Origin of the sequence: Flavobacterium cucumis, from assembly GCF_900148835.1 — a bacterium.
Lineage (GTDB): Bacteria > Bacteroidota > Bacteroidia > Flavobacteriales > Flavobacteriaceae > Flavobacterium > Flavobacterium cucumis.
This window is the reverse complement of record NZ_FRYK01000005.1, coordinates 41,952-68,468: the sequence shown is the minus strand read 5'-3', so window position 1 is coordinate 68,468 and position 26,517 is coordinate 41,952. Positions and strand designations below refer to the sequence as shown.

At 35.5% G+C, this 26,517-nt stretch carries 20 protein-coding genes, 1 other RNA gene and 1 riboswitch; of the genes, 10 read left to right on the top strand and 11 right to left on the bottom strand.

Annotated elements, in window-relative coordinates:
• Positions 1 to 5 precede the first annotated feature (5 nt).
• The 3 genes from BUE95_RS11720 to ssrA form a co-directional block, all read right to left on the bottom strand.
• Positions 6 to 725, bottom strand: coding sequence for a glycosyltransferase family 2 protein (locus BUE95_RS11720; protein WP_073584729.1), 720 nt, complete (start codon positions 723 to 725; stop codon positions 6 to 8).
• A gap of 125 nt (positions 726 to 850) precedes the next feature.
• Complete coding sequence (locus tag BUE95_RS11715; protein ID WP_234977653.1) at positions 851 to 1,234, bottom strand: Arm DNA-binding domain-containing protein; 384 nt, start codon at positions 1,232 to 1,234, stop codon at positions 851 to 853.
• 257 nt (positions 1,235 to 1,491) lie between these two features.
• Positions 1,492 to 1,889, bottom strand: a transfer-messenger RNA (tmRNA) gene (gene ssrA / locus BUE95_RS11710).
• 170 nt (positions 1,890 to 2,059) lie between these two features.
• Here ssrA and BUE95_RS11705 point away from each other — a divergent pair.
• From BUE95_RS11705 to BUE95_RS11690, 3 genes are all read left to right on the top strand, one after another.
• Positions 2,060 to 3,262 (top strand): NAD(P)-dependent oxidoreductase, encoded by a 1,203-nt coding sequence (locus BUE95_RS11705; protein ID WP_073584725.1) that lies wholly within the window; start codon positions 2,060 to 2,062, stop codon positions 3,260 to 3,262.
• A 220-nt stretch (positions 3,263 to 3,482) separates the two neighbouring features.
• Entirely contained in the window at positions 3,483 to 4,919 is a 1,437-nt protein-coding gene (locus tag BUE95_RS11700; RefSeq protein ID WP_073584723.1) for an MFS transporter, read from the top strand.
• Between the two features lie 126 nt (positions 4,920 to 5,045).
• Positions 5,046 to 5,141: riboswitch (SAM-I-IV-variant riboswitch) on the top strand.
• Positions 5,142 to 5,199: 58 nt separating this feature from the next.
• Positions 5,200 to 6,510 (top strand): Na+/H+ antiporter NhaC family protein, encoded by a 1,311-nt coding sequence (locus BUE95_RS11690; RefSeq protein ID WP_073584719.1) that lies wholly within the window; start codon positions 5,200 to 5,202, stop codon positions 6,508 to 6,510.
• A gap of 51 nt (positions 6,511 to 6,561) precedes the next feature.
• On the opposite strand, the gene creD is transcribed toward BUE95_RS11690, so the two are convergent.
• The 6 genes from creD to BUE95_RS11660 all read right to left on the bottom strand — a co-directional run bounded on the left by creD (position 6,562) and on the right by BUE95_RS11660 (position 10,474).
• A complete protein-coding gene (gene creD / locus BUE95_RS11685) occupies positions 6,562 to 7,857 on the bottom strand; it encodes a cell envelope integrity protein CreD (protein ID WP_073584717.1) in 1,296 nt (431 codons plus the stop codon).
• 20 nt (positions 7,858 to 7,877) lie between these two features.
• Positions 7,878 to 8,195 (bottom strand): hypothetical protein, encoded by a 318-nt coding sequence (locus tag BUE95_RS11680; protein ID WP_143165289.1) that lies wholly within the window; start codon positions 8,193 to 8,195, stop codon positions 7,878 to 7,880.
• 108 nt (positions 8,196 to 8,303) lie between these two features.
• Positions 8,304 to 8,759, bottom strand: coding sequence for a hypothetical protein (locus BUE95_RS11675; RefSeq protein ID WP_073584713.1), 456 nt, complete (start codon positions 8,757 to 8,759; stop codon positions 8,304 to 8,306).
• Between the two features lie 52 nt (positions 8,760 to 8,811).
• Positions 8,812 to 9,108 (bottom strand): winged helix-turn-helix domain-containing protein, encoded by a 297-nt coding sequence (locus tag BUE95_RS11670; protein WP_073584711.1) that lies wholly within the window; start codon positions 9,106 to 9,108, stop codon positions 8,812 to 8,814.
• A gap of 114 nt (positions 9,109 to 9,222) precedes the next feature.
• Positions 9,223 to 9,864, bottom strand: a complete 642-nt coding sequence (locus BUE95_RS11665; RefSeq protein WP_200778620.1) for a YiiX family permuted papain-like enzyme — start codon at positions 9,862 to 9,864, stop codon at positions 9,223 to 9,225.
• On the bottom strand, positions 9,851 to 10,474 hold the full coding sequence (locus BUE95_RS11660; RefSeq protein ID WP_073584709.1) for a hypothetical protein: 624 nt from the start codon (positions 10,472 to 10,474) through the stop codon (positions 9,851 to 9,853). The genes BUE95_RS11665 and BUE95_RS11660 overlap by 14 nt, the downstream gene beginning before the upstream one ends.
• A 162-nt stretch (positions 10,475 to 10,636) precedes the next feature.
• On the opposite strand from BUE95_RS11660, the gene BUE95_RS11655 reads away from it, so the two are divergent.
• The 7 genes from BUE95_RS11655 (at position 10,637) to BUE95_RS11620 (ending at position 24,652) form a co-directional block, all read left to right on the top strand.
• A complete protein-coding gene (locus tag BUE95_RS11655) occupies positions 10,637 to 13,456 on the top strand; it encodes a helix-turn-helix and ligand-binding sensor domain-containing protein (RefSeq protein ID WP_084530295.1) in 2,820 nt (939 codons plus the stop codon).
• 240 nt (positions 13,457 to 13,696) lie between these two features.
• Positions 13,697 to 16,741, top strand: a complete 3,045-nt coding sequence (locus BUE95_RS11645) for a SusC/RagA family TonB-linked outer membrane protein (protein WP_073584705.1) — start codon at positions 13,697 to 13,699, stop codon at positions 16,739 to 16,741.
• Positions 16,742 to 16,751: 10 nt separating this feature from the next.
• Positions 16,752 to 18,227 carry a RagB/SusD family nutrient uptake outer membrane protein gene (locus BUE95_RS11640; RefSeq protein ID WP_073584906.1) on the top strand — a complete coding sequence of 492 codons (1,476 nt, stop codon included), beginning with the start codon at positions 16,752 to 16,754 and terminating at the stop codon, positions 18,225 to 18,227.
• Between the two features lie 12 nt (positions 18,228 to 18,239).
• Complete coding sequence (locus tag BUE95_RS11635) at positions 18,240 to 19,838, top strand: hypothetical protein (protein ID WP_073584703.1); 1,599 nt, start codon at positions 18,240 to 18,242, stop codon at positions 19,836 to 19,838.
• Between the two features lie 13 nt (positions 19,839 to 19,851).
• On the top strand, positions 19,852 to 21,504 hold the full coding sequence (locus tag BUE95_RS11630) for a glycoside hydrolase family 16 protein (protein WP_073584904.1): 1,653 nt from the start codon (positions 19,852 to 19,854) through the stop codon (positions 21,502 to 21,504).
• Between the two features lie 90 nt (positions 21,505 to 21,594).
• The gene (gene bglX, locus BUE95_RS11625) at positions 21,595 to 23,889 is read left to right on the top strand and encodes a beta-glucosidase BglX (protein ID WP_073584701.1); all 2,295 of its coding nucleotides are present in this window, start codon (positions 21,595 to 21,597) and stop codon (positions 23,887 to 23,889) included.
• 4 nt (positions 23,890 to 23,893) lie between these two features.
• A complete protein-coding gene (locus tag BUE95_RS11620; RefSeq protein ID WP_073584699.1) occupies positions 23,894 to 24,652 on the top strand; it encodes a glycoside hydrolase family 16 protein in 759 nt (252 codons plus the stop codon).
• 91 nt (positions 24,653 to 24,743) lie between these two features.
• Here BUE95_RS11620 and BUE95_RS11615 read toward each other — a convergent pair whose 3' ends face one another.
• Positions 24,744 to 25,589: a hypothetical protein gene (locus BUE95_RS11615; protein WP_073584697.1), complete on the bottom strand. Its 846-nt coding sequence runs from the start codon at positions 25,587 to 25,589 to the stop codon at positions 24,744 to 24,746.
• A 21-nt stretch (positions 25,590 to 25,610) separates the two neighbouring features.
• On the bottom strand, positions 25,611 to 26,429 hold the full coding sequence (kdsA, locus tag BUE95_RS11610; protein ID WP_073584695.1) for a 3-deoxy-8-phosphooctulonate synthase: 819 nt from the start codon (positions 26,427 to 26,429) through the stop codon (positions 25,611 to 25,613).
• Positions 26,430 to 26,517 lie beyond the last annotated feature (88 nt).

Genomic DNA, 26,517 nt, shown 5'->3' with positions numbered 1-26,517 from the left:
CTAAATTAATTTGCTTTGAAAAGCCCATATTTAATAATGCAATAAATAGCATATAAACCATCTCTCCAGCCTATTTTTTTTCCTTCTGCATAAGTTCTGCCATAATAGGAAATACCAACTTCATAGATTCTAATATTAGGAAACCGAACAATTTTCGCAGTGACTTCTGGTTCAAAACCAAATCTTTTCTCTTTTAAAGAAACACTTTTAATAATCGGGGAGGTAAACATTTTGTAACAAGTTTCCATATCTGTCAAATTTAAATTTGTCATCATATTTGATAAAAATGTTAAAAATTTGTTTCCAATGGTATGCCAAAAAAACAAAATTCGATGCGGCTTGCTTCCCATAAACCGCGAACCATATACAACATCGGCAAAACCATCCAATATAGGTTGTAATAATACATTATATTCATTAGGATCATACTCTAAATCCGCATCTTGAATAATTACAAAATCACCTGTTGCATTTTTTATTCCAATTTGAATAGAAGCTCCTTTTCCTTTGTTGCTATCATTTTTAAAATAGTTTATGGAAAGTGCTGGATGTGTATCAATAAATTTTTTAATTAATGCTTCAGAAGTATCAGTTGAACAATCATTAATAATTAAAATTTCTTTATTGGTATTTTCCAATAAAGCAACATCTTTAATTTTTGATAATATTTGAACTATCGTTTTTTCCTCATTATAACAGGGAACTACAATTGAAAGTTTTTTCATTTAAAAGAATTTTGCAAGAACATCCGTGAATGATATATTATAATCATTAAAAAAGTATTTAAGATTAACCCGTTGGGTATAACCACTTGAGAAAAAAACATGAGTTAAAGGGTAGGAAAAACGCTTTATATATTGTTCAAAATGCTGAATTTCAGAATTTTGATGTCGCCAAATAAAACAATACCCATTTCAAATATAATAAAAAAATATTTAAGCGTTTTAGAAGTTATCAGTTCTTTGAATTGTGAGTTTATTTCCTGATTGTTGTTGATCATCCAGTTTTCGGTTTCATACACTTTGGTTCTTAGGGTGTCAAGATGTGTATTTATTAATCGAGCTTCTTCTGAACTACCTTTCATTTTGCAAGCTTCAGCATTCCATTTTGTTTTTTCAACAAATCGTGAAGTACTTAACTCGATTCGCGCACCATTAATAGTTATTCGCAAATAAATAGGGAGTAAGCCATTTTTGGCAACTTTAGCACTTTTCGCGTAGAAAAGTATTGACATTTTGTGTTTCATAGTCTGGTAACCTTTTATTATTCAATTTACATTTTTTGAGTTCATTTCACAAGATGTTCATCTTCTGAACGGCTTGCTATTGTTGGCTTAGCGAGAAATTCGGTTACCCTGATTATAAAAATTTTAGGGTACCCGATTTTTCACAATACCATACGATGATTAATGAATAATTTGAATAGGTTAAAAAACAAAAAAGCCTGTAAATCATACGATTTGCAGGCTTTTGTACTCTTTTGAATTTGTTTTAGTGGAGTCGGAGAGAATCGAACTCTCGTCCAAACAAGCAATCCAATAGCTTTCTACACGCTTAGTTTCTTCTTGAATTTTCGACAAAGAGCAAGGCTAGAAACCGCCACTCTTTGCTTAGCTCTGTCAGTGTCAGAACGGATTTAAAGCATTACCGTTCCTAGGTCTACTTTTACGGTTCTCCTGTACCAACCGCCATAAACCAAGGCTTTTGAGGAGAATCCAGCTTCCCGACCTGGTCGGGACTAGGCATTCTTACTATAATTCAGAATTAAGCAGCTAAAGCGTAATTATTTTCGCCGTTTATAGGTTCGTATGTTTGGATTTACGAGCTAAACATACAATGCTCGACGTGCTTACTATTCAATTCCACTCGCTGTCAAAACCAGTCGACCCCATTTTTTGAGTGTTCCGTCGCATTTTTGAATATGCTGACCTTGTATTGATAAATCAAAAAGTGAGCCAAAATTACATTCTTTTTTTCAATAAAAAAAACTTTGCACAGTCACATCTTTAAAGTTATATTTGTAACATTAAGTCGATATTCAGTTAAATATAGTGTTTGTTATGAAGTTTGGAATCATCAAAGAAAGAAAAAATCCGCCCGATAGAAGAGTAGTTTTTGCTCCAGAAGAGTTAATTCGTTTACAATCAACATATCCCGAAGCTGAAATTAAAGTCGAAAGTTCGGATATTCGAATTTTTTCTGATGATCAATATCGCAACTTAGGACTTACGGTAACCGCTGATGTATCGGATTGTGATGTGCTTTTTGGAGTTAAAGAAGTGCCTGTAGCGGCATTGATTCCAAATAAAAAATATTTCTTTTTTTCGCATACCATTAAAAAGCAACCGTATAATCGCCACTTGTTACAAGCAATTTTAGATAAAAAAATCGATTTATACGATCATGAAACAATTGTAAATGCCTCAAATCACCGTTTGATCGGATTTGGTCGTTATGCTGGTTTGGTTGGAGCTTATAATGGCTTTAGAGGGTTTGGGATCAAATATGATTTGTTTACTTTGCCTAAAGCGGAAACTTTGACAGGAAAAGATGATTTAATTGCACGCTTAAAACGCCAAACGCTACCCAATATTAAAATTGTACTTACCGGACATGGGAAGGTAGGGATGGGTGCTAAGGAAATTTTAGACGGAATTAAAATCAAACAAGTTTCTGTAGAAGACTTTTTGAATAAAAAATATACCGAACCCGTTTATACCCAAATCGACGTGTTGGATTACAACAAGCGTAAGGATGGTCAGGTAGTAAACAACGAAGATTTTTATAAAAATCCGCAAGATTATGTTTCCGATTTTGAGCGTTTTACTAAAGTAGCCGACCTTTACATTGCTGGGCATTTTTACGGTAATGGGGCTCCTGATATTTTGACGCGTGCCATGTTACAGGCTGCCGATAATAAAATCCAAGTTGTGGCAGATATTTCTTGCGATGTGGATGGTCCTGTTGCTTGTACCATCAAAGCCTCAACTATTGCAGAACCATTTTTTGGGTATTTGCCTAGTGAGCATAAAGAAGTTTCCTATACACATCCTGCTTCCATCATGGTCATGTCGGTTGATAATTTACCTTGCGAATTGCCTAAGGATGCTAGTGAAGGTTTTGGAGAAATGTTTATGGAGCATGTCATTCCGGCATTCTTTAATGGAGACAAGGACGGCATTCTGCAACGGGCTAAAATAACTGAAAATGGAAAGTTGACCCCTCGTTTTAGTTATCTGCAATCGTATGTAGACGAAAAATAAATACAAAGATCTTAGCTATAGTAGCCCGATTTTCTTCGGGCTATTTTATTTTTGCATCATGGTAAAGAAGTTACGAAAACGTTTTCGTTAATAAATTTATAGAATTATTTCTTTTCCTAAGGTTGAATAAATGTATATTTAGCAAAAATTAGCAATAATAATTCTTGAATTCACAATATGCTATTGCTAAGCCAACCTTAACTTTTACAAATTATACTTTATGTCAACTAATCAAATTAAAACAAATTGGGGTCAATTCATTCCACTCGTAACAGTTTTCTTTTTCTGGGGATTTGTAGCGGCTAGTAATGATATTTTAATTCCTGTTTTTAAAGAAGCATTTGATTTAACTCAAGGGCAAAGCCAGTTGGTTTCTGTTGCTTTTTATGTGGCTTACACTGTAGGTTCTATTATATATATGATTATTTCGTACCTTACTAAAGGGGATTTAATCAACCGAATTGGGTATAAAAATTCATTGGCTTTAGGTTTGCTAATTTCAGCATTGGGTACTTTATTGTTCTATCCTGCGGCAAATTCTGGTTCTTTTGAATTGATGCTAACAGGTTTATTTGTAGTAGGTTTGGGTTTCTCACTTCAACAAACTGTTGCAAATCCTTTAGCAATTGCATTAGGACCAATCACTACAGGTTCACAGCGGCTAACCTTAGCAGGGGGTATTAATAATTTAGGAACTACTATAGGTCCTTTAATCGTTAGTTTTGCGATATTTGGTTCAGCTACTTCAGGGAACACTACTTTGGATATAGAAAGCGTTAAGATTCCATATTTGATTTTGGGAGCAGCATTTTTATTTGTTGCCGTTTTTCTTAAATTTTCATCCTTACCTGATAAACCAGAAGCTGTTGTTGCAACGGATTCCTCTATTGCTAACGACAGAGGACATGCCCTTAAATACCCCCAATTAATTTTAGGGATGATCGCCATTTTTGTCTATGTTGGGGTGGAAGTTTCAACGGCGAGTAATTTACCTGCTTACATGGAAAAAGATTTGGGTTTTTTAACTAAAGATATTGCGCCTTATATTTCTTTATATTGGGCGAGTTTAATGATTGGTCGATGGACAGGTGCGGTGGAGGCTTTTACGGATAAAATGGACTTGCAAAAAATATTGCGTTTTATAGCTCCTTATTTGGCATTTGGCGTGTTTTTATTGGTAAACGCGATCGCCAAACATGATTTGACTCCTTTTTACATTTATGCTTTAATTATTTTAGTACTGATAGGTGCCGACATGGCAAGTAAAGGAAATCCTGCTAGAATGTTATTGATTTTCTCTGTCTTAGGAATTCTTGCTTTATTGATAGGAATGGCTACAACGGGTATGACAAGTGTTTATGCCTTTACTTCCGTTGGTTTGTTCTGTAGTACTTTATGGCCTTGTATTTTTACTTTAGCGGTTAGTGGTTTGGGAAAAAATACGAGTCAAGGAAGTAGCTTTTTAATCATGATGATTATGGGTGGAGGTATTGTGAGTTGGTTGCAAGGCGTTGTAGCTGATGAAACCACCATTCACGCCAGTTATGTAGTTGGCGTAATCTGTTTTGCTTATTTAGCTTTCTATGCTTGGAGCGTAACGGGAATCCTAAAAAATCAAGGGATTAGTTTTGATAAGAAAGTCTCTGGGGGGCATTAATTAAAGATTAAAATTTCTCAATCGATACAACTCCGTCATACCTTTAGGTTTTGACGGAGTTTTTTTATAGTAGTGTTAATCGTTTTGTAAAATATTTTTTTTCCCCCTTTTTTACTTTAATTTTGCGCCCGTTATCACGAATCTTTTCAAAGATAGCAACCTGCAACAACAAGCAAGGTGCTAAAACGATAAGCCAATACTTTTGGAAAAAATGTTGTTTCATCTCATTTTTCATGGTTTTATTTGGGGTTTCGTGATACGTAATTTTAAAAAAATACGCATGAAACAAACACTTGAAAAAGGAAATTCTTTGGCTTTATTGCCTTTAGCTGTTTTTATTTTTACATTTTTAGGAAGTGGTCTTTTGCTCCAAGATTTTTACGCCTTACCTTCCTCAATCGCTGTTATTTTAGGAATTTGTACTGCTTTTCTATTGTTTAGAGGGACTTCAGACGAAAAGGTTTCCCGTTTGATAGCGGGTTGTGGGGATTCCAAAATCATCACGATGTGCCTCATTTATCTTTTAGCAGGTGCTTTTGCAACCGTTTCAACAACCATGGGAGGGGTAGATGCCGTAGTGAATTTGGGGATTGAAAATATTAATTCGTCTTACTTTCCTTTAGGGATTTTTCTCATTGCCGCTTTTTTATCCACTGCTACAGGGACATCTGTAGGAGCAATAGTGGCTTTAGGTCCGATTGCGATTTCGCTAGCAGATAAATCAGGAGCCTCTCTTCCGCTAATTGGCGGATCTTTGTTGGGGGGTGCTATGTTTGGAGACAACCTCTCCATGATTTCAGATACCACCATAGCTGCGACACAATCCCTAGAATGTAAAATGAAAGATAAGTTTAAAGTAAATTTATTTATTGCGCTTCCGGCAGCAGTATTAACGGTTCTTTTACTTCTTTTTTTAGGGTATGGGGAAGGCCCGTTGGAAGTAACTGCTGAGGATTATCAGTTAATCGCTATAGTTCCTTATGTATTGGTTATTGTTTTGGCTTTGGTAGGAATCAACGTTTTTTCTACCTTATTTATTGGAATACTAGCAGCTGGGAGTATCGGATTCTTTACTGGAGATTTTACCCTTTTGACCTTCTCTAAAACGATTTATCAGGGTTTTACGAGCATGACCGATATTTTTTTATTGTCGATGTTAACAGGAGGTTTGGCAGCATTAGTGGAGAAGGCTGGAGGGATTACTTATCTGTTACATCAAATTAAAAAACGCATTAAGACCAAAAAATCGGCACAGATGGGCATAGGTGCCCTTGTAGGATTGGTTAATGTGGCCATTGCTAACAATACGGTTTCTATTGTGGTAACGGGTGGAATTGCTAAAGAAATTAATGATGATTATGAGCTAAATCCGAAGAAAACAGCCACCATTCTAGATATATTTTCTTGTATTTTTCAGGGATTATTGCCTTATGGTGCTCAGGTTTTATTGATTATTAGTTTTTCAAAAGGCTTACTGTCTTGGTCAGATTTAGTTCTGAATGCTTGGTATTATTTGTTTCTATTTTTAGTAATCCTACTTGCCATTTATAGTGATTTTTGGGATCGTATCATTATGAAGTACGCTAAATAATCCATTAAAGCAATACCTCCGATTGAAAAGTAGCAATCGGAGGTATTTTTTTTATTTGTTCCATTCAATCTTTCTTGAGGAATACATGACAGCTGCTAAAATCAAGAACAAACCAATACTTCCCACTAAGAGTGCGTAATCCTCTAATTGGATAATTACATAAATAAAGGTATATAACACCGCTAAAGAAGTGCCAATGAATAGCGGAAACTTTTTATCTTTTAAAATGGAAATGGAGTAGCATGCAATCATGAGAATGACCGATGCACCAGCAATTAAATAGGCTAAGGAAAACGTACTGTGTTCGGTAATCGAAATCAGTAAGGTGTAAAACATAATTAACGCAATTCCAATCATTGAATATTGAAAAATGTGAATGTTGATTTTGCTTATCGATTGAATCAAGAAGAAAATTAAGAACGTTAAGCCAATGACCAAGAAACCATATTTAGAAGCGCGTTCGCTTTGTTGGTATTCATCTACAGGCGTAATGAAATCAACCGCAAAAGCGTATTTGCCTAATTCAGGTAAAACTTCAAAATAGTTTTGGGCAAACGGACGATTGAAGTGTAGTATTTTCCAGTTCGCTTCAAAGCCTTTATCGGTAATTGCTCTTGAAATGGGAGAGAAGTTACCATTGAAATTGGGTGAATTCCAATTGGAGGTTATTTTGGCATCAGTAGTTTTCCCTATCGGAACCATTTTTACTTGTTTGCTGCCATTGAACGAAATCGTAAAGTTAAATTTTAATTGATTCGAAAGATTTTGATATTCAAAATAATTGGTTTCTAGGCTTTCGATGCTATCATTTGAACCGGTGGCCACCGATTCAAAAGCAAGGTTCTGATTGCCCATTTTTATTTTTACTTCATCTTTTAAACTTTTTAAGTTGGTGGTGCGTATTAGAATTTTGGCGCGATTCCAATAAATGTTTTCGGCAGGAATGCCTTTTGAAGCAAAATTTGGAGTAGTATAATTTCCATCAAATTGCATTTTTGTGGTAAAAACATTTGATTTGTAAATACTTCTTTCCAAAGGCTTTACCATAGTAACTTCGGTTTTATTATTCAAAGTTTCAGGAAAGAAATAGGCATTACAACTCGCCCCAGAGATCGGATCTTTGTATGGTACTTTTAAAATGGGTCCGTAAAAATAAACCGAATTTCCCCATTTAGCGGTGGTTTCAGTAATGACTTCTTTTTGGCGCTGGCTTCTTTCTACGATTAATTCTTGTACTAAAGCGAGTGGAATGATAAGAATTATGGTGAGTAAGCCTACCATAATCATTTTTGCAGTTGTGGTTTGAAAGAACGGTACTTTTGGTTCTTGTTGCATAGGTGTTTCCATGATGTTTGATTTATTGTTAGTTAAAAAGGTTGATTGTCAAGAATTGTATAAAGTATTATTACAAAATAGAGGAATGCAATAGGCAGATTTATTAATAAAATCAAGATTTGCTTTATGGCATTTGATCTTTGATTTGGTATAAAAAAACCATCATAAATTAGTTTTAGTAGCATAAGACCATTTGCAATAAATGCAACTGCGATATAAATCATTCCTATTTTAATAAGATTGTCTGAGGTTTTGAAAAGAAAGAATAGTCCAAATAATAATGTCCCAATTCCAAATGAAACCATTGCCATTTGAGTGGGTAGTGCTAGTTTTAAAAAATCTTTTTCCACGATGTAAGGATTTGTGTTTTTGTTTCTGATGCTACGTTTTTGCTGATTTCCATTCCGATGAAGAATAAAATTCCAATTTTCATACTAATGTTGATGCGTTGGTTCATGCTATTTGATATTAAAGGTTTGTTGAATGTTAGCAATAGGAATGGTAAGCATATTTAAAAAATCCAAACCGTAGAATTCATGTGCTTGCTTTCCTCTTTGATATTGTTGTTTGAAATACGAAAATCGCGTAGGGTAGAAGAGTGTTCCGGAAAGAATTACCATCCACAAGTACACGCTTCGTTTGCCATTTCCGTACAAGTAATATTGCATACCAATTTCTTCTTCTACTGTAATTCCGGTGTTGGTTAGCACATGAATACAATCATGGTCTTCTAATTTGGGTTGGATTTCAAAATTATATTTCAGTAAAAAGCATCCTAAATGAAAACCAAAGCTATCATTAGGCAGTTGTATCAACTGATTGACATTTATATCCCATGCTTTCCCTTTTTTAAAGAATTTTTGATAGGGCTTTTTTGTGATTTCGTACATTTTTTCGATGAATAGTGCTCTCATAAGTAATTATTAAAGTACTTTGAATTTCAAAGTAAATAGATAAAAAAATAGTTTAACTGCTCTTTATTAATTTTTCAAGCGCTTCAATATGAGCGGTAAAAGCTTTACGGCCTTCTATAGTAGCACTGTATTTGGTATTCGGTTTTTTACCAATAAATTGTTTTTCAATTTGGATGTAATTTTCGGATTCTAACGCTTTGGTGTGGGAAGCTAAATTGCCATCGGTTACACCTAGTAACTCTTTCAACATGTTAAAATCCGCGCTTTCATTCACCATTAATATCGACATTATCCCCAAACGAATTCGGTGGTCAAAGGCTTTGTTGATATTTTGGATGATGTTGAGCATGTTTTGAGTTTTGAGTTTTGAGTTTGGAGTTTTGAGTTTGGAGTTTGGAGTTTGGAGTTTTGAGTTTGGAGTTTTGAGTTTGGAGTTTTGAGTTTTGAGTTTGGAGTTTCAGGTTTAAAAGTTGTTGAAAATGGTAACAACCATTTTGGATTCGTATAGTTGAGAAGGGGCAACTACAATTTCATTTAATGGAATATTATTTCCATACCTTTCTGTCATAATATTTTTTACCACAGGATTTTTCAAATTGAAATCTTTCAGTTTTTTGGTTTTACATAGTTCGATGTGAGCACCATATTTATATATTTTCCAAACCAATTCGGAACAATAGATTTTAGCATCGCTCCATTCAAAATACAAATCATAATCTTTGTTGCGCATTGTCATTCCGTATGATTTCATTTTTTCTAAAACCTTTTTGGTTAAAATTGTATCAGCACTTTTTAATCTTTTTACAACATATTTACCTTCTTTTCCACGAGATATCCAATCTTCTAATAGCGTCATTTTAACAGGTTGAACCGCTTCATATACATAAGTTCTACCTTTTTCAATAAAGAGGATACCACAATGAGAAAATTTGGAATGGGTTGCCAATTTTATTGCTTCACTTTGTTCGGATTGAGAGGTCTGAAAAATAATATCTCCATTTTTAAAATTAATATGCTGAGCTTCCTTTTCTTTACAATTGAGGGAAATAAAAATTACCCCAAGAAAAAGAAATACAATTGAATTATGCATATTAATTATTCTCATATTTGTAATACATCAGACTTCCATAAACAATATGACATCCTCCGAAACCTAGTGCCCAAAACAACAAGCCATATCCTAAAAACCATGTTGATAACAAACCTAATGCGATCATTGTAATACCTAAATAACGAACATCGCCTAAGGTATATTTACTAGCGTTTACACAGGCAAGTCCATAAAAAATTAAGGTAAGAGGTGCGATGAGACCCAACATCTCTTTTTCAATTAAAAAAAGAATGAAAAAACCGCCGGTAGCTAATGGAATCATGAAATTGATTACCAATCTTTTGGAAGCACTGTTCCAAACATTTTCGTTGCTTTTTCTAGCCTTTCGAATGCTTAATAGAATTCCGGTTACTATCGATGCTACCAAAACAACAGTAGCAATTGCTAATAAACGCATTACAGCTGCTTCCGAAATCACTAAATCTCGATAACTTCCCATTGTTGACGTGTCAAAGTATATGGTTTTATAAGCCATCCAAGCCCCTATGAGCGCATAAATACCCGCCAGAATTCCAGACAAACCACTTAAAGAAATAAAGCGTGATGATTTGTCCATCAAGTTTTTAATTTCGCTAATGTCATTTAGATAGTTGTGATTTTCCATTTTAAAGTACTTTGAATTGCAAAGTAAAGTAGAAATATTTTCTTGACCAAATTTTTTCTAAACTATTTTGAAACGAGGCGAACGTTAACGGATTCTTTACGTATTATTTTACTTTTCTATTTTTTATCAATACTTTTATGATTGTTATCCTAAAATTGTACAATGAATTCAATTATACGCAAAAGAATTTTCTCTATTTTTATATGCCTTGTTGTCATCGCAAGTAGTGCTCAAGAGTTACCTCCTATAGTAAAATATGCCCCTAACACTTATAATGCTGGCAATCAGAATTGGATGATAGCGCAGGATAAAAAACAATTTGTCTATTTTGCCAATAACGAAGGCTTGTTGGAATTCAACGGTGCTACATGGAATTTATACAATTCTCCAAACGAAACCATAATACGATCGGTTAAAGTAGTAGGGGATCGGGTATATACAGGTTGTTATATGGAATTTGGATACTGGTCGCGCCAATCCAATAATCTTTTACAATACCATTCCTTAACAAAAAAAATCAAATCTAAAATTGTTGATGATGAGCAATTTTGGAACATCTTGCATTACGAGCAATGGATCATTTTTCAATCTTTAAATCAAATTTATATTTATGACACGAAGACCGAACAATTTACCATTCTAAGTCCAAAAAATTCCATTTTAAAAGCATTTCAAACGACCAATTCGATTTATTTTCAGGTTGTCAATGAAGGATTGTATGAAATTGAAAACGGGAAAAGTAAATTAATTTCGGACGATCCCTTTTTTATCAACAACAAGATTGTGGATCTTTTTTCTAATGAAGAGGGCTTGTTGCTGCAGACACAAGCTAATGGATTGTATCGTTATGAAAATGGCTTTTTTTCTCGTTTTACAACAGAGGTGGATGCTCAAATTTCGGCTAGTAGTGTATACAGTGCTCAAAAATTATCCGATGGCGGTTATGCTATTGGAACTATTTCGAACGGTATTTTTATTTTATCAAACAATGGAACGTTACGCTACCACATCACACAAAATAAGGGGTTGAGTAATAACACAGCGCTCTCTTTATTTGAAGATACCGATCAAAATTTGTGGATAGGATTAGACAACGGTATCAATTGTATTAATTTACAGTCGCCCGTGCGCAGTTTTTCAGATGATACGGGAATTTTAGGAACCGTTTATACTTCTTTATTACACAATTCGATTTTGTATGTGGGAACCAATCAAGGACTTTTTTATAAAAAATTCAACGGAACCGATTCGTTTCAATTTGTACGCGGAACAAAAGGACAGGTTTGGTCCATATTTGCATTTGAGGGCACTTTATTTTGCGGACATGATTCGGGTACCTTTGTGATTGATAACGGAATTGCAACACCGGTATTTAATGCGTCGGGTACATGGAAGTTTGAAACCCTAGCTGGTAGAAAAGACCTTTTGTTACAAGGCAATTATTACGGTATTTCGGTTTTACAAAAAGTAAACAACCAATGGAAATTCCGAAATAAGATTACAGGTTTTGATTATTCTTCTAAGTATTTTGAAGTTACCAAGTCGAAAGAAGTTTATGTGAGTCACGAATACAAAGGTGTTTTCCGATTTCAATTGGATCCCAACTTCCAGCAAGCGAAGCATGTATACGCCTACAAAAGCCCTACAAAGGGGAAGCATGCGGGTTTGAAATCCTTTAATAACACCATTTATTATGCATATAAAGAAGGTGTTTTTAAGTTAAACGAATCGACAAAAACATTTGAAAAAGATAGTCTGCTGAGTCTTGTTTTTGAAAACGATGAATACAGTTCGGGAAAGTTAATTGTGGACAGCTCCAATAAGTTATGGCTTTTTACTAAAAATTATGTCCATTATTTTACCTTGAGCAAGTTGAGTAACCAACTGAAAGATAATTCTATTCCTATTCCTGCCTCACTTCGGAATTCGATGTTGGGTTACGAAAATATCACCCAATTGACGCACTCCTTGTATTTGATAGGAACTACCGATGGGTATTATACCATTAATATTAATGATTTGAGTTTTAAGAACTATAGTGTTTCAATATCGGGCGTTACCATTAATAAATTGGATGAAAAATTAAAAAATTGTTCTATAGAAGCAGCTGGATCTTTTGAATATGATGAAAACAACATTACCATTCAATTTACGGTTCCCGAATACAACAAGTATATCAATGCAGAATTTCAGTATAAATTAGACGGTTTGCAAGAAGAGTGGACGGAATGGTCTTCCCGTACTTTCGCTAATTTTAAAAACTTACCTCCTGGGAATTATACGTTTCAAGTAAGAGCTAAAATTGCCAATTCAAAACCAGAAAACATAGCAATTTACCGTTTTGAAGTTTTAAAGCCTTGGTATTTAACTACTGTTGCTTTGTTTATTTATTTGATATTGGGTATTATTTTGGCACTTTACATTCACAGAACCTATAAAAAATATTATAAAGAGAAAGAACAAAAGCTGATTGAAGAGAATAATTTACTCCTAGAAATTGCGGCTTTAGAAAGTGAGCAACAATTAATGAAGATTAAGAACGAGCAACTTTCGTTAGACGTAGACAGTAAAAATAAAGAATTAGCGGTTTCTACTATGAGTTTGATTAAGAAAAACGAGTTACTAACCCTTATCAAAGAAGATTTAAAAAAGACTGCAGAAGATCAAACGAATAAAAGTATTAAGTCGGTCATTACGACTATTAATAAGAACATTTCTGACGAAGATACTTGGACCGTTTTTAGAGAGGCATTTGACAATGCCGATAAAGACTTCTTGAAAAAGGTGAAACAAGCGCATCCTTCTCTTACTCCAAACGATTTGCGACTTTGTGCCTATTTGCGCTTGAATTTATCTTCAAAAGAGATTGCTCCCTTACTCAACATATCGGTTAGAAGTGTAGAGATTAAACGATATCGTTTGCGAAAAAAAATGGATTTACCTCATGAAAAAGGTCTGGTGGAATACATTTTAGCATTTTAACAGTACAACAAAAGGATTATTTACCTATACAACACCTATACAACAACGTTTTCGTAACCCTAAAAGATAAGTTTTTTTTAACAATGCCGAATTGTAAATTAATTGTAAATACGGCTCTTTTTTATGAATAATTAAAATTTTGTCTTCTTTTTTTGAAAATGTATGTTTTTTGTTGAGGCTAATTTTGATTTTAATAAAAAGGATACTCATATTTTTATAATACCAAAAACAAAATAAATTATGAGATCTAAATTAGTATTACTCTCACTCTTATTATTATCAGGTTTGGGGTTTTCTCAAACGTTTGATTTAAAAGGAGTTATTCAAGATGCAAACTCAGGCGATCCTCTAGTAGGAGTGAGTGTTGTCTTGAAAAATTCAAAAACGGGAACGACATCAGATTTTGATGGTAATTTTCAATTTCCCAAAGTTTCAAAGGGACAAACCTTAGTTTTTAGTTATGTAGGGTTTAAGACCTTAGAGTTTTTAGTTTCAGATAATCCTTCTGTAGTCATTCGACTAGAAGAAGAGACTAAAGGGCTTGAAGAAGTGGTTGTTCTAGGTTATACTTCACAAAAGAAAAGAGATATAACTGGAGCTGTTGCGGTGTTATCAAGTAAAACAATTGAAGAATTAAAGCCCATAAAAGCAGAACAAGCCCTTCAAGGTACGGTTTCGGGAGTTGTAGTTACACAACAATCTGGTGCTCCTGGTGCTGGTTTTGATATAAGAATTAGGGGAATTTCCTCTAATGGAGTCAATGGTCCTTATGTAATTATTGATGGATATCAAGGCGATTTAAGTGTTTTAAGTCCAGATGATATAGAATCTATAGTTATTTTGAAAGATGCACAAGCTGCTATTTACGGTACAATTGGAGCAAATGGTGTTGTTGTAGTTACTACAAAGTCTGGCAAGCGAAATGCAAAAACTAAAGTTACATTAAATAGTTATACTGGTTTTCAAGAGACTACGAAAAAATTAAATCTGTTGAATGCCACTGAATATGCTTTACTTTTGAATGAAAGTTACGCAAATGGAGGCCAAACCATTCCTTATCCAAATGTAAGCGGTCTTGGAACAGGAACAGATTGGCAAAATGAATTGTTCAATCAAGCCCCAATTACTAGTAATGAATTTAGTTTTACGGGTGGAGCTGAAAAAATGGCTTATTCTTTTAGTGCTTCCGATTTGTATCAACAAGGTATTATTGGAGGATCAAAAGCTGATTATAAACGAAATACGGCTCGATTTTCATTGAATGCAGATTTGTCCGATAAAATCAAATTTTCTACCAATTTAATTTACACCTATCTAGATAGAGATGCTTTTAATGATGCAGGATTAGGTTCTGTTTTATTCAATGCAATCAATATCCCTTCCACTTTTTCGGTTTATGATACTAATGGCGATTTTACGTTAATTCCCAACACCGGATATGGAATTGAAATTATTAATCCTTTAGCACAGCTAGAGAACACCTATAACGACTACAAATTAAAGAAATTTAATGGTAATGTTCGTTTTGATTATGAGGTGTTTAGTGATTTAAAAGTCATTGCAAGAATGGGATTCAACACCGCAAACAGTGATGGTAAATCTTTTGCAAAAGAAGTGTCTTATGGAGGAAAAGTTTTTGATGTAACCCGAAGCAGTGTTTCTCAAAACCGAATTAATGACAACGACTACACTTTTGATTTTTTTGGAGAGTATACTAAAACACTTTTCGAGGCACATAAATTCAAAACTACCTTAGGAACAACCGTTTACAAACAATATGGAACAGGTTTGTTTGCAACCGGTTTTGATGTACCAAATAATTCTTGGGCCAACGCAGATCTTAGTTTGGCTTTAGGAACTAGTCCGGATGGGGGTAGAGATGTAAGTGCTTATGCTTATGACGAAAGACGTTTGTCCTTCTTCGGGTTTTTAGAATATGCTTACAAAGGCAAATATTTGTTAACAGCTGCTATTAGAAGAGATTTATCCACCAAATTTGGACCCGATAATCGTGTTGCGATTTTTCCTTCCATAACCACGGGATGGGTAATCTCAGACGAAAATTTCTTTAAAGAATCAAAAACTTTAAATTTCTTAAAATTAAGAGCTAGTTATGGGGTCTTAGGAAACGACCAAATCCGAAATAATGGCTATGTAGGTTCTCTAAGTGGGGAAGGAATGTATGTATTTAACGGAACTCTAGTAAATGGTGTCGCGGTTGGCGCATTGCCTAATCCTAAATTACAATGGGAAGAGGCAAAGAAGTTTGACGTGGGGTTAGACGTGAAAATGTTTGAAAACAAAGTGAATATTATAGCTGATTATTTTATAGATAAACGAGATAACTTATTGATTGGAAACATTCCTGTCTCAGGAATAAGTGGCGTATTTGCTCCTGGTTCTGGTTCACCTACCATAAACGCTGGTGCAGTTGAAAATAGAGGATTGGAATTGGCTATCGATTACGAAGACAAAATAAATGACAATTTAAGATTTAAAGTGGGCTACAACGTAACTACTATTCAAAATAAGGTTTTGGAAGTTAACAATGATAGCGGCTTTTTAGAAGGTGGTGGTTTTGGTGTGGGACAATTACCTCCTGCAAGAATGCAAGAAGGATTGCCTATAGGTTATTTTTACGGACTACAAATGGATGGAATATTTCAAAACCAAGCGGAGATCGATGCGCATCCATCTCAAGCCGCACTTGGATCTGCAACGGCACCTGGAGATATTCGATTTAAAGATGTTAACAACGATGGTGTAATCGATTTGAGAGATAGAACCAACATTGGAGATCCTATTGCCGATGTTACTATGGGTTTTAATTTCACTTTAAATTATAAAAACTTTGATTTTGCAGCGTATTCTTATGCATCTCTGGGTAATGATATGGTGCGCAATTACGAACGCTCATTAACCGACGTAAACCGACTTAATTATGTGTTGGACCGATGGACAGGAGAAGGAACCAGCAATTCGGTACCAAGGGTAACAACTGGCGCTAGTAACAACAATTTATTTTCTAGCTATTTTGTGGAAGACGCTTCCTTTTTGAGAATTCAAAATGTACAATTGGGCTATACTTTACCAGTAGACGTTACTCAAAAAGTAGGCATTAGCAAACTTCGTTTGTATACCAGTGTTAACAACATTTATACGTTTACAAAATACAGAGGATTTGATCCTGCTGCTACTAATGGTGCTCCTATAGGTGGTGGAATAGATCCCGGATTCTATCCAGTTCCCAGAACATTTATTTTAGGTGTGAATGTTAACTTTTAAAAATGAAATCATGAAAAAGTATATTATAAAATCAAGTGTAACACTATTCCTTCTATCGGTAATCCTTATTTCTTGTACGGATAGTTTTGTAGATAGAGAACCCGTATATTCGATTGATTCGGAAAATTATTTTAATTCGGAAGAGGATTATAACAAGGCGTTAATCGCAGCTTACGACCTGTTGCAATCGAGTTATGTGAATGTATTGTTGGGTGAGATTGCGTCTGATAATACCGTTTCAGGTGGTGAGAGTGCTAATGATGTCATTGGATTTCAGCAAATTGATGAAATGATTCACAATCCCGTAAATAGTAATTTGAAAGACATTTGGAATTGGATGTTTGCGGGTGTAAACAGAGCCAATTACATTTTAGAATTTAAAGATAAAACCGATTTCGAAGGAAAAGAGCAAGTCATCGCTGAAGCTCGATTTTTACGTGCGTATTATCATTTTGAATTGGTAAAATGGTTTGGACCAATTCCATTAAAAGGTGACGCACGTTTTAAATTAGGCGATGAAAAAACAATACCACGTTCGCCAGTAGCAGATGTTTATGCGGTTATTGAGTCGGACTTAATTTACGCGATTAATAATTTAAATGAAGTTGCCTCTGAAACGGGGCGTGCTACTAAAGGAGCTGCTCAAGCTTTGTTAGGAAAAGCCTATTTGTATCAAAATAAATTTGTGGATGCTGCTAATGTTTTAGAAGATGTTATTGAATCGGGTAATTATTCTTTAGTTTCTAATTACAATAGCATATTTGAAAATGCAGGAGAAAACGGACCAGAATCGGTATTTGAAGTACAATATTCGGATGCTGAAGGTGCAGGATTTGGTTGTTTGCAATGTAGTGAAGGAAATGTAGCGGTAGGATTTAATGGAATCCGTAATTACAATGGTCCTTTATTTGATTCAGGGTTTAGTTTTAATTTGCCTACACAAGCTGCTTATGATGCATTTGAGATTGGCGACAATAGAAGAGATGTTGCCATCCTAGACATTGAAGCATGGGCACTGGCTACAGGAGCTACTTTTGGAGTAGGGTATAAACATACAGGATTTTACAATAGAAAATATTTACCAAGAGATGGAGATGCCAATCTTGGGGATCAAAACTTGACCAATCCAAACAACTATAGAGCGATTCGCTATGCTGATGTTTTGTTAATGGCAGCAGAAGCTTTTAATAGAGGAGGAATTGATGATGGAAAAGCCAGAACCTATCTTAATGAAGTGAGACGAAGAGCTTTTGGGGATTTAAATCATGATATCGCGGCATCAGGTGCGGCTTTAACAGATTTTATTTTAGCGGAAAGAAGATATGAATTTATTGGAGAAGGCCATCGCTTTTTTGATTTGGTTAGAACCAATAGAGCAGCAGCTGCTATTACGGGCTTTACACCAAACAAACACGAAGTATTTCCAATCCCGTTTGAAGAGATACAGTTTTCGAATGGCAATTGGCAACAAAATAATAATTACTAAAAAAATAGCTATATGAAGAATTTTAAACACCTGTTCCTTCTTTTTGTTATTTCCTTTTTTGCAGGATGTAGTAACGAAGATGATGGTACTAATTTAGACAGCATCAGTGCTCCTACCGATATTGGCGCTTTGATGACCATTAAGCAAGATAATTCTGGGGACGTTACTTTTTTACCCAAAGGAAATGGCGTAACCCAATTTGAGATTTATTTTGGAGATGGAACCGTTGCACCTGCAATTGTTAGTGTAGGAAATACGTATACACACACTTATGAAGAAGGGGTATATGAAGTTAAAATTGTTGGGGTAACATTGGATGGAACTAAAACCGAAACGATCCAACAATTAACAGTCTCTTTTCTTCCTCCTACAGATTTGAATGTTACGATTGTTCCTGGTCCTAATTTAACTGTAAGTGTTACAGCTGAAGCGAACTTGGAAACTTTTTTCAGAGTTTATTTTGGTGAAGTAGCTAATGAAGTTCCTGTTGATTTTATGGAAAATGAAACAATCACTTATACATATGCTGCTCCAGGAACCTATCCTATTCGTGTAGTTGCTTTGAGTGGTGGAGTTGCCACAACAGAATATACAGAAAATGTGGTGATTACAAATTTATTTGCTGCGCCAACGCCTACATTACCGGCGGCTAACGTCATTTCAATGTTTAGTGATGCCTATACAAATGTTGCTGTAGATACTTGGAGAACTTCTTGGTCTAGTGCGGATTTGGAAGAGATTTCTATTTCGGGAAATGCTACTAAAAAATACAGCAATTTGAATTTTGTTGGTATTGAAGCTACTACAACTCCTATTGATGCTGCTGCTATGACTCATTTTCACACGGATATTTGGTCTTCAGATTTTACCGAATTCAAAGTAAAACTGGTTGACTTTGGTGCTGATGGTTCTTTTGGTGGAGGAGATGATGTTGAACATGAAATTACAATACCTTCCCCAGCACAAGAGGAGTGGGTGCCTTTGGATATTCCTTTAAGTAGTTTTACAGGTTTAACTACTAGAAGCAATATTGCACAATTAATTTTTGTGGGAGCACCCTCAGGAAACACTACTGTTTATGTAGATAACGTATATTTTTATAATGAATTGCCAACTTTAACTACAGCGGCACCAACACCAACGCTACCTGCTGCAAATGTAATTGCTATGTTTAGTGATGCGTATACCAATGTAGCGGTAGATACTTGGAGAACCAGTTGGTCTTCAGCTACTTTAGAAGAGGTTTCAGTAGCAGGAAATGCAGTAAAAAAATACAGCGAATTAAACTTTGTAGGGGTTGAAACTACTTCTAGTCAAATCAATGCAACAGCAATGACGCATTTTCATGTAGATGTATGGTCGGCTGATTTTACAGAGTTTAAAATTAAATTGGTCGATTTTGGTCCTAATGGAGTTTTTCAAGGAGGAGATGATACCGAGCACGAGATTACAATTGCAGCACCAGCCCAAGGCAGTTGGATTAGTTTAGATATTCCGTTGTCTGATTTTACAGGACTGACATCGAGAGCGAATATAGCACAATTGATTTTTGTTGGTGCGCCTACAGGAAATAATACCGTTTATGTGGATAATGTGTATTTCCATAATTAAAAAAACAACAGTTATGAAAAAAATAAATAAAATACTTTTACTGATTACAACAATGTTGTTTTTAGTAAATTGTCAAGAAGATGATAAATCGATAGGGGATTTGTCAGCACCCTCTAATTTTGTGGTAGATTTTGAGATTCAAGGTCAAGACGCTTCGAATCCCTATGGAGATGGATCGGGAATTGTAGCCTTTTCGGCAAAAGCAGATAATGCTATTTCCTACAAATACATTTTCAATGATGGTACTTCACAAAATGCTCCTAGTGGAGCCTATAACAAGCGATTTACTCGTACGGGCATTAATGAATACGATGTAACCGTAATTGCTTCTGGTAGAGGAGGATTAACGTCAATAACGACACTAACCATTGAAGTTAGAAGTGATTTTACGGATGCACAGGCAGTAGCCTTTTTAACGGGAGGTACTCAGAAAAACTGGTACTGGTCTGCTTCAGAGCCAGGACATTTGGGAGTGGGTCCAAACAATGGGGATGCATCACAAAACTATTATGCCGCTTATTATCAGGCTACCGCTTGGGAGAAAGCGGGAAGTCCAGATAGCAGTTGTTTGTATGAAAATGTACTGACATTTTCATTGGATGCAAATGGAGATTTGAAATATGAATTGGACAATGGAGGACAAACCTTTTTCAATGTTGATTTTCAAGGCGTGGCTGGTGGTAGTGCGGGAACCGATTTTTGTTACAATTATGATACATCGGGTCAAAAGACAGTATTGTTGAGTCCGTCTGAATCGGTTGTCGTTGCAAATGGTGTTCCTAATCAAACTAGAGGAACGATGCTGAATTTTTCAGATAATGGCTTTATGGGCTATTACATTGGACAAAGTTCTTATGAAATATTATCAATTACAGAAAATAGAATGACGGTTCGTGCCGTAATGGGAGGAAATCCAGATTTGGCTTGGTACCATACTTTCACAACCACACGTCCGGTTCAGACACCAGCAACTGATTATACTAATTTAGTTTGGTCAGACGAATTTAATACCAATGGTGCTCCTAGTGCAACCAATTGGGGTTATGATTTAGGTGCTGGGGGTTGGGGCAATAGTGAGTCCCAACACTACACAGATAGAGCTTCTAATGTAATTGTAGAAGATGGAAGTTTAAAAATAACTGCTAGAGCGGAGAATTTTAGTGGTTCAAACTATACATCAGCACGTATTAAATCGGAAAACAAATTTGAATTCACCTATGGTAAAGTAGAAGTAAGAGCAAAATTGCCTTCTGGAGGCGGTACTTGGCCTGCTATTTGGATGTTGGGCGAGGATTACGCTACCAATACATGGCCAGGTTGTGGTGAAATTGATATTATGGAACACAAGGGGAATGTACCAAATGTGATTCATGCAACTGTTCATTATCCAGGTAACTTTGGAGGTAATGGACCAACAAATACTACCACGGTCGCTAATGCATCTTCAGCGTTTCATGTTTATAAGGCAATTTGGAGTCCTACTACAATTCAATTCTATGTGGATGACGTATTGTTTCATTCCATAGCAAACAACAACACCTTGCCTTTTAATAGTGATTTCTTCTTAATCTTTAATGTGGCTATGGGAGGAACTTTTGGAGGCGCTATTGATCCTGCTTTTGCGCAATCTACAATGGAGATTGACTATGTGAGAGTTTACCAATAGTTTTTTATATAGTTAGTTCATTTGCAAGAAGGTAAATAGTAAGGTTTACCTTCTTGTTATTTGATTTTTTACACTTCTGAAATGATTATAATGAAGAAAAAACCAATATACTACAGTTTAATCCTACTACTTTTGCTGTCTTTTGCTTGTAATGCTCCTAAACGAGTTATGGCTTCAAAAGAATTTGATAGTATTGATCAAAAAGTAGATTCTGTCATGCAATTGATGACATTAGAGGAAAAAATAGGCCAATTGAATCAGTACAATGGCTTTTGGGATGTTACGGGTCCTGCTCCTAAAGAAGGACAAGCAGCCAAAAAGTATGAAGATTTAAAGAATGGCTTGGTAGGCTCTATGCTCAATGTTAAGGGAGTTAAAGATGTTTATGCGTTACAAAAAATCGCAGTAGAGCAAACCCGACTGGGAATTCCTTTGCTTTTTGGATTTGATGTTGTTCATGGCTATAAAACAATAAGTCCAATTCCTCTGGCAGAAGCTGCTAGCTGGGATTTAGAAGCGATAAAAAAATCGGCAGCTATTGCTGCTGAAGAGTCAGCTGCGGTGGGAATTAACTGGACATTTGCTCCTATGGTTGATATTTCACGTGACGCAAGATGGGGGCGTTCCATGGAAGGAGCTGGAGAAGATCCGTATTTGGGAAGTTTAATAGCGATAGCTCGAATTGAAGGATTTCAAGGCGATTTATCTTCCAATAAAAGCATACTGGCATGTGCCAAACACTTTGCAGGTTATGGTTTTGCAGAATCGGGTAGGGATTACAATACCGTTTTTGTAAGCGACGAAATATTACATAATGTTATATTACCACCGTTTAAGGCCTCTGTTGCCGCTGGGGTAAAAACGTTTATGAATTCTTTTAACGATTTGAATGGAATTCCTGCTACTGGTAGCGCTTTTTTACAACGCGATTTGTTAAAAGAGGATTGGAAGTTTGATGGTTTTGTGGTTTCCGATTGGGGTTCGATCAATGAAATGATTCCTCATGGCTATGCAAAAGATAGCAAGCAAGCCGCTGAAATCGCTATAAATGCAGGGTCGGATATGGACATGGAATCGTATGCTTATGTTGCGCACTTGCGCACTTTAGTGGAAGAAGGAAAAGTAGCTGTTGCACATATTGATGATGCAGCGAGAAGAATTTTACGAACCAAATTTGAATTGGGCCTTTTTGAAAACCCATATAAATATTGCGATGAAGCTTATGAAAAAGCTACTGTTGGAAAACCTGATTTTCATGAGGGTGTTCTTGATATGGCGAAAAAATCAATCGTTTTATTGAAAAATGAGTCGCATCTTTTGCCCTTAAAAAAATCAGGACAAAAAATTGCGTTAATTGGTGCCTTAGCAAACGACAAAACAAGTCCGCTAGGCAGTTGGCGTATTGCTGCTGATGATAACACTGCTGTTTCGGTATTGGAGGGAATGCAAAAATATCCCAACAATGAATTGTTGTATGCTAAAGGAGCTGATGTTGCTGTTGGAAGAACCCAATTTATGTGGGAAACCAAAATCAACATGACCGATACTTCGGGCTTTGCTGAAGCAATAGAAACGGCTAAAAAAGCAGATGTTGTGGTAATGGTTCTAGGAGAGCATGGTTTGCAATCTGGAGAGGGTAGAAGTAGAGCTGATCTTGGACTTCCCGGAGTACAACAACAATTATTAGAAGCAGTTGCTGAAGTAAATCCTAATATTGTTTTGGTTTTAACGAATGGACGTCCTTTAGCAATTCCATGGGCTGCAGAAAACATTCCAGCCATTGTTGAGGCATGGCATTTGGGTACACAAAGTGGAAATGCCATTGCGCAGGTATTGTATGGAGATTATAATCCAAGTGGAAAATTACCAATGACTTTTCCTAGAAATATCGGTCAAGTTCCTATTTATTACAATCATAAAAATACGGGAAGACCTGTAATGAATGAGCCTGAGAGTGTTTTTTGGTCGCATTATATCGATGAAAAAAACACACCGCTGTATGCCTTTGGTCATGGATTAAGTTATTCCAAATTTGAGTATACAGACTTAAAATTATCGTCTACTACTTTTTCTAAAAACGGTTCCATTCAGGTAAGTGTCACGCTAAAAAACAATAGCAATGTTCCAGGAAAAGAAGTAGTGCAATTATATATTAGAGATTTAGTAGGTAGTTATATACGTCCTGTTAAGGAGCTAAAAGGGTTTGAGTTAGTCAGTCTAGCGGCTAATGAGACTAAAACGATTACTTTTACGATAGATGAGAGTACCCTTGCTTTTTACACTGCCAACAATCGTTGGGAAGCTGAGGAAGGAGAATTTACGGTATTTGTAGGAGGAAGCTCGGATCAAAATTTAACATCTAATTTCCAATACACTAATAACTAGGACTATGAAAGTTTTAATGGGATTATTACTGGTAACAGGTTTTTGTTTGGGTCAAAAAAAACAGTATGATTTGGTTTGGGAGGAAAATTTTGATGGTAACCAATTGGATCCGAAAATTTGGAATTTCGAATTAGGAGACGGATGTCCTAATTTATGTGGATGGGGCAATAATGAAGCTCAGCTTTACACCGATACCAACCATAAATTAGAAAACGGATTTTTAACCATTACAACCAAGAAAGAAGGAAATGTGTATTCGTCTACACGTATCACTACAAAAGACAAAAAAGAATTCCAATATGGTAAAATCGAAGCTCGAGCAAAATTGCCAATTGGGAGTGGTTTATGGCCTGCTTTTTGGATGTTAGGAGCCAATATTTCAGAAGTGGGATGGCCCCAATGTGGTGAAATCGATATTTTAGAATATGTGGGTAAGGAGCCCGATATTATTTTTACCTCATTGCATACCCAAGCCAGTCATGGGAATACAATCAATACTAAAAAAACAAAAATTGAAGCTATTGAAGAAGGATTTCATGTTTATGCCATAGAATGGAACTCAGATAAAATTGCTTTTTTTGTAGATGATGCTTTGGTGTATACGTTTCAGCCAGAGGAGAAGAATGAAGCTACTTGGCCATATGATCAATCGTTCTACTTTATTATCAATGTTGCTATTGGTGGTAATTTTGGGGGACCAGTAATTGATGATACGATTTTTCCGCAGGATTTTGTAATGGATTATATTCGCGTTTACCAATAAATTTAAATTCAGGAAATAAAAAAAGTCACGACTGCTAATTTTAGATGTCGTGACTTTTTTTTTGGAAAACTTTTATAACAAGTAAGATTGTTTATAATCTAAAGATTCCCCCCACAGTAATAATTTGTTGGAAGAACCAGAAGTTCTGTTCAGCGCTGTCCGCTTTACTTTGAGTAGTTCTGATATTATTCATTTCAATAAAACCACCTTTTAGTTCGGTTTGTACAAAAAAGTGCTTGAAGAAAGTAAAATTCAGACCCGCTTTAGCCGACAGACCAAAACCTGCAACATTAAAATCATCGTGACGTTCTTTTCCTAAAAGTGTAACGTTGGTTTTCGGCAATAAAATACCAGCACCTAGACCTTCGGTTAAATTGATTTGAAATTTATCGGTGTTTGGTAATCCAAAAAGATGGGAAATATCATCTACACGTGCAATTTCGGTATTGATATAATTTAAGCCATCAGTGTGTTCAAACAATAAAAAAGCTTCATCTAGAGTTAATTGACCATTAGCAGGATTTTCGTTATAACTTCCAGGATTTGGGTAATTTCCACTGTAATTAACCCTTCTATCATTATCCATAACATATTTCATATGATCCACACCAATTGAGATGTTGTAATGATCAGAAATGAAGTAGCCGATTCTTAAATTGGTTTGAGGAATGGTCATGCGCGCTGGATTAAAATAATCGATATGCCATCCTTTAGGTTTGTCATGAGCGGTTACGTCATACAAGGTAAAATCATAATCGGCTCCTTTAAATCGAATGTCTGATTTCGAATAAGATTCTCGGTTACCTCCCCAGAATATAAAGAATTTTCCTTTGTTTTTGCTCGTGTATTTTTCAGGATTTTCAACTGTTTCTTGCGAAAAGGTGTACTGTGAAAAAACACAAAAAGATAGTACAGCCATTAAAAATGGATGTTTCATTTGGGATTTTAAAAAGATAAATTAAAATTGATTAATGGTTTTTCGGATTGCGACTAATTTCGTCATTAAACCTTCAAAATAGTCTAAATGTAACATATTAGCACCATCGCTCTTAGCGTTTGCAGGATCAAAATGTGTTTCGATAAAGATTCCGTCTACTCCTACAGCAATCCCTGCTTTTGCTATGGTTTCAATCATATCTGGACGACCCCCTGTTACTCCAGTAGTTTGATTGGGTTGTTGCAAAGAGTGGGTAACATCTAATACAGTAGTTGCATATTGTTGCATAGTAGGAATGCCCCTGAAGTCAACGATCATATCTTGATAGCCAAACATGGTACCTCTGTCGGTTACCATTACATTTTGGTTGTTGCTATCGATTACTTTTTGAACCGCGTGTTTCATGCTTTCTGGACTCATGAATTGTCCTTTTTTCAGGTTTACCGTTTTACCTGTATTGGCAGCAGCCACAACTAAGTCGGTTTGGCGAACTAAAAATGCCGGAATTTGTAAAATATCAACATAAGCAGCAGCCATGGCAGCATCTTCATTGGTATGAATGTCTGTTACAGTAGGAACGCCAAATTCTTTGGAAACTTTTTGAAGAATTTTTAATGCTTTTTCGTCTCCGATTCCAGTAAAACTGTCTACTCTAGAGCGGTTTGCTTTTTTGAAAGAACCTTTGAAAACGTAAGGGATTTGAAGTTTATCTGTAACCGTAACAATTTTTTCAGCAATACGTAAGGCCATTTCTTCTCCTTCGATGGCACAAGGACCTGCTAGTAAAAAAAAGTTTCCGCTATCGGTATGCTTTATTTGTGGAATGTTGTTTAAATTCATTATGTGTTGATTTTGAAGTTGCAAAGATAAAAATAAAAACCTTTCAAACTGTGGTTTAAAAGGTTACTTATGTTACTTAAAATAAAAA

Excerpts from the sequence above, each read along its gene's own strand:
- BUE95_RS11665 (WP_200778620.1), bottom strand. The coding sequence starts at position 9,864 with ATGAGAATAATTAATATGCATAATTCAATTGTATTTCTTTTTCTTGGG.
- BUE95_RS11690 (WP_073584719.1), top strand. The coding sequence starts at position 5,200 with ATGAAACAAACACTTGAAAAAGGAAATTCTTTGGCTTTATTGCCTTTA.
- creD (WP_073584717.1), bottom strand. The coding sequence starts at position 7,857 with ATGGAAACACCTATGCAACAAGAACCAAAAGTACCGTTCTTTCAAACC.
- BUE95_RS11655 (WP_084530295.1), top strand. The coding sequence starts at position 10,637 with ATGAATTCAATTATACGCAAAAGAATTTTCTCTATTTTTATATGCCTT.
- BUE95_RS11700 (WP_073584723.1), top strand. The coding sequence starts at position 3,483 with ATGTCAACTAATCAAATTAAAACAAATTGGGGTCAATTCATTCCACTC.
- bglX (WP_073584701.1), top strand. The coding sequence starts at position 21,595 with ATGAAGAAAAAACCAATATACTACAGTTTAATCCTACTACTTTTGCTG.
- kdsA (WP_073584695.1), bottom strand. The coding sequence starts at position 26,429 with ATGAATTTAAACAACATTCCACAAATAAAGCATACCGATAGCGGAAAC.
- BUE95_RS11675 (WP_073584713.1), bottom strand. The coding sequence starts at position 8,759 with ATGAGAGCACTATTCATCGAAAAAATGTACGAAATCACAAAAAAGCCC.
- BUE95_RS11640 (WP_073584906.1), top strand. The coding sequence starts at position 16,752 with ATGAAAAAGTATATTATAAAATCAAGTGTAACACTATTCCTTCTATCG.
- BUE95_RS11645 (WP_073584705.1), top strand. The coding sequence starts at position 13,697 with ATGAGATCTAAATTAGTATTACTCTCACTCTTATTATTATCAGGTTTG.
- BUE95_RS11620 (WP_073584699.1), top strand. The coding sequence starts at position 23,894 with ATGAAAGTTTTAATGGGATTATTACTGGTAACAGGTTTTTGTTTGGGT.
- BUE95_RS11630 (WP_073584904.1), top strand. The coding sequence starts at position 19,852 with ATGAAAAAAATAAATAAAATACTTTTACTGATTACAACAATGTTGTTT.
- BUE95_RS11715 (WP_234977653.1), bottom strand. The coding sequence starts at position 1,234 with ATGTCAATACTTTTCTACGCGAAAAGTGCTAAAGTTGCCAAAAATGGC.
- BUE95_RS11660 (WP_073584709.1), bottom strand. The coding sequence starts at position 10,474 with ATGGAAAATCACAACTATCTAAATGACATTAGCGAAATTAAAAACTTG.
- BUE95_RS11720 (WP_073584729.1), bottom strand. The coding sequence starts at position 725 with ATGAAAAAACTTTCAATTGTAGTTCCCTGTTATAATGAGGAAAAAACG.
- BUE95_RS11705 (WP_073584725.1), top strand. The coding sequence starts at position 2,060 with ATGAAGTTTGGAATCATCAAAGAAAGAAAAAATCCGCCCGATAGAAGA.
- BUE95_RS11635 (WP_073584703.1), top strand. The coding sequence starts at position 18,240 with ATGAAGAATTTTAAACACCTGTTCCTTCTTTTTGTTATTTCCTTTTTT.
- BUE95_RS11670 (WP_073584711.1), bottom strand. The coding sequence starts at position 9,108 with ATGCTCAACATCATCCAAAATATCAACAAAGCCTTTGACCACCGAATT.
- BUE95_RS11615 (WP_073584697.1), bottom strand. The coding sequence starts at position 25,589 with ATGAAACATCCATTTTTAATGGCTGTACTATCTTTTTGTGTTTTTTCA.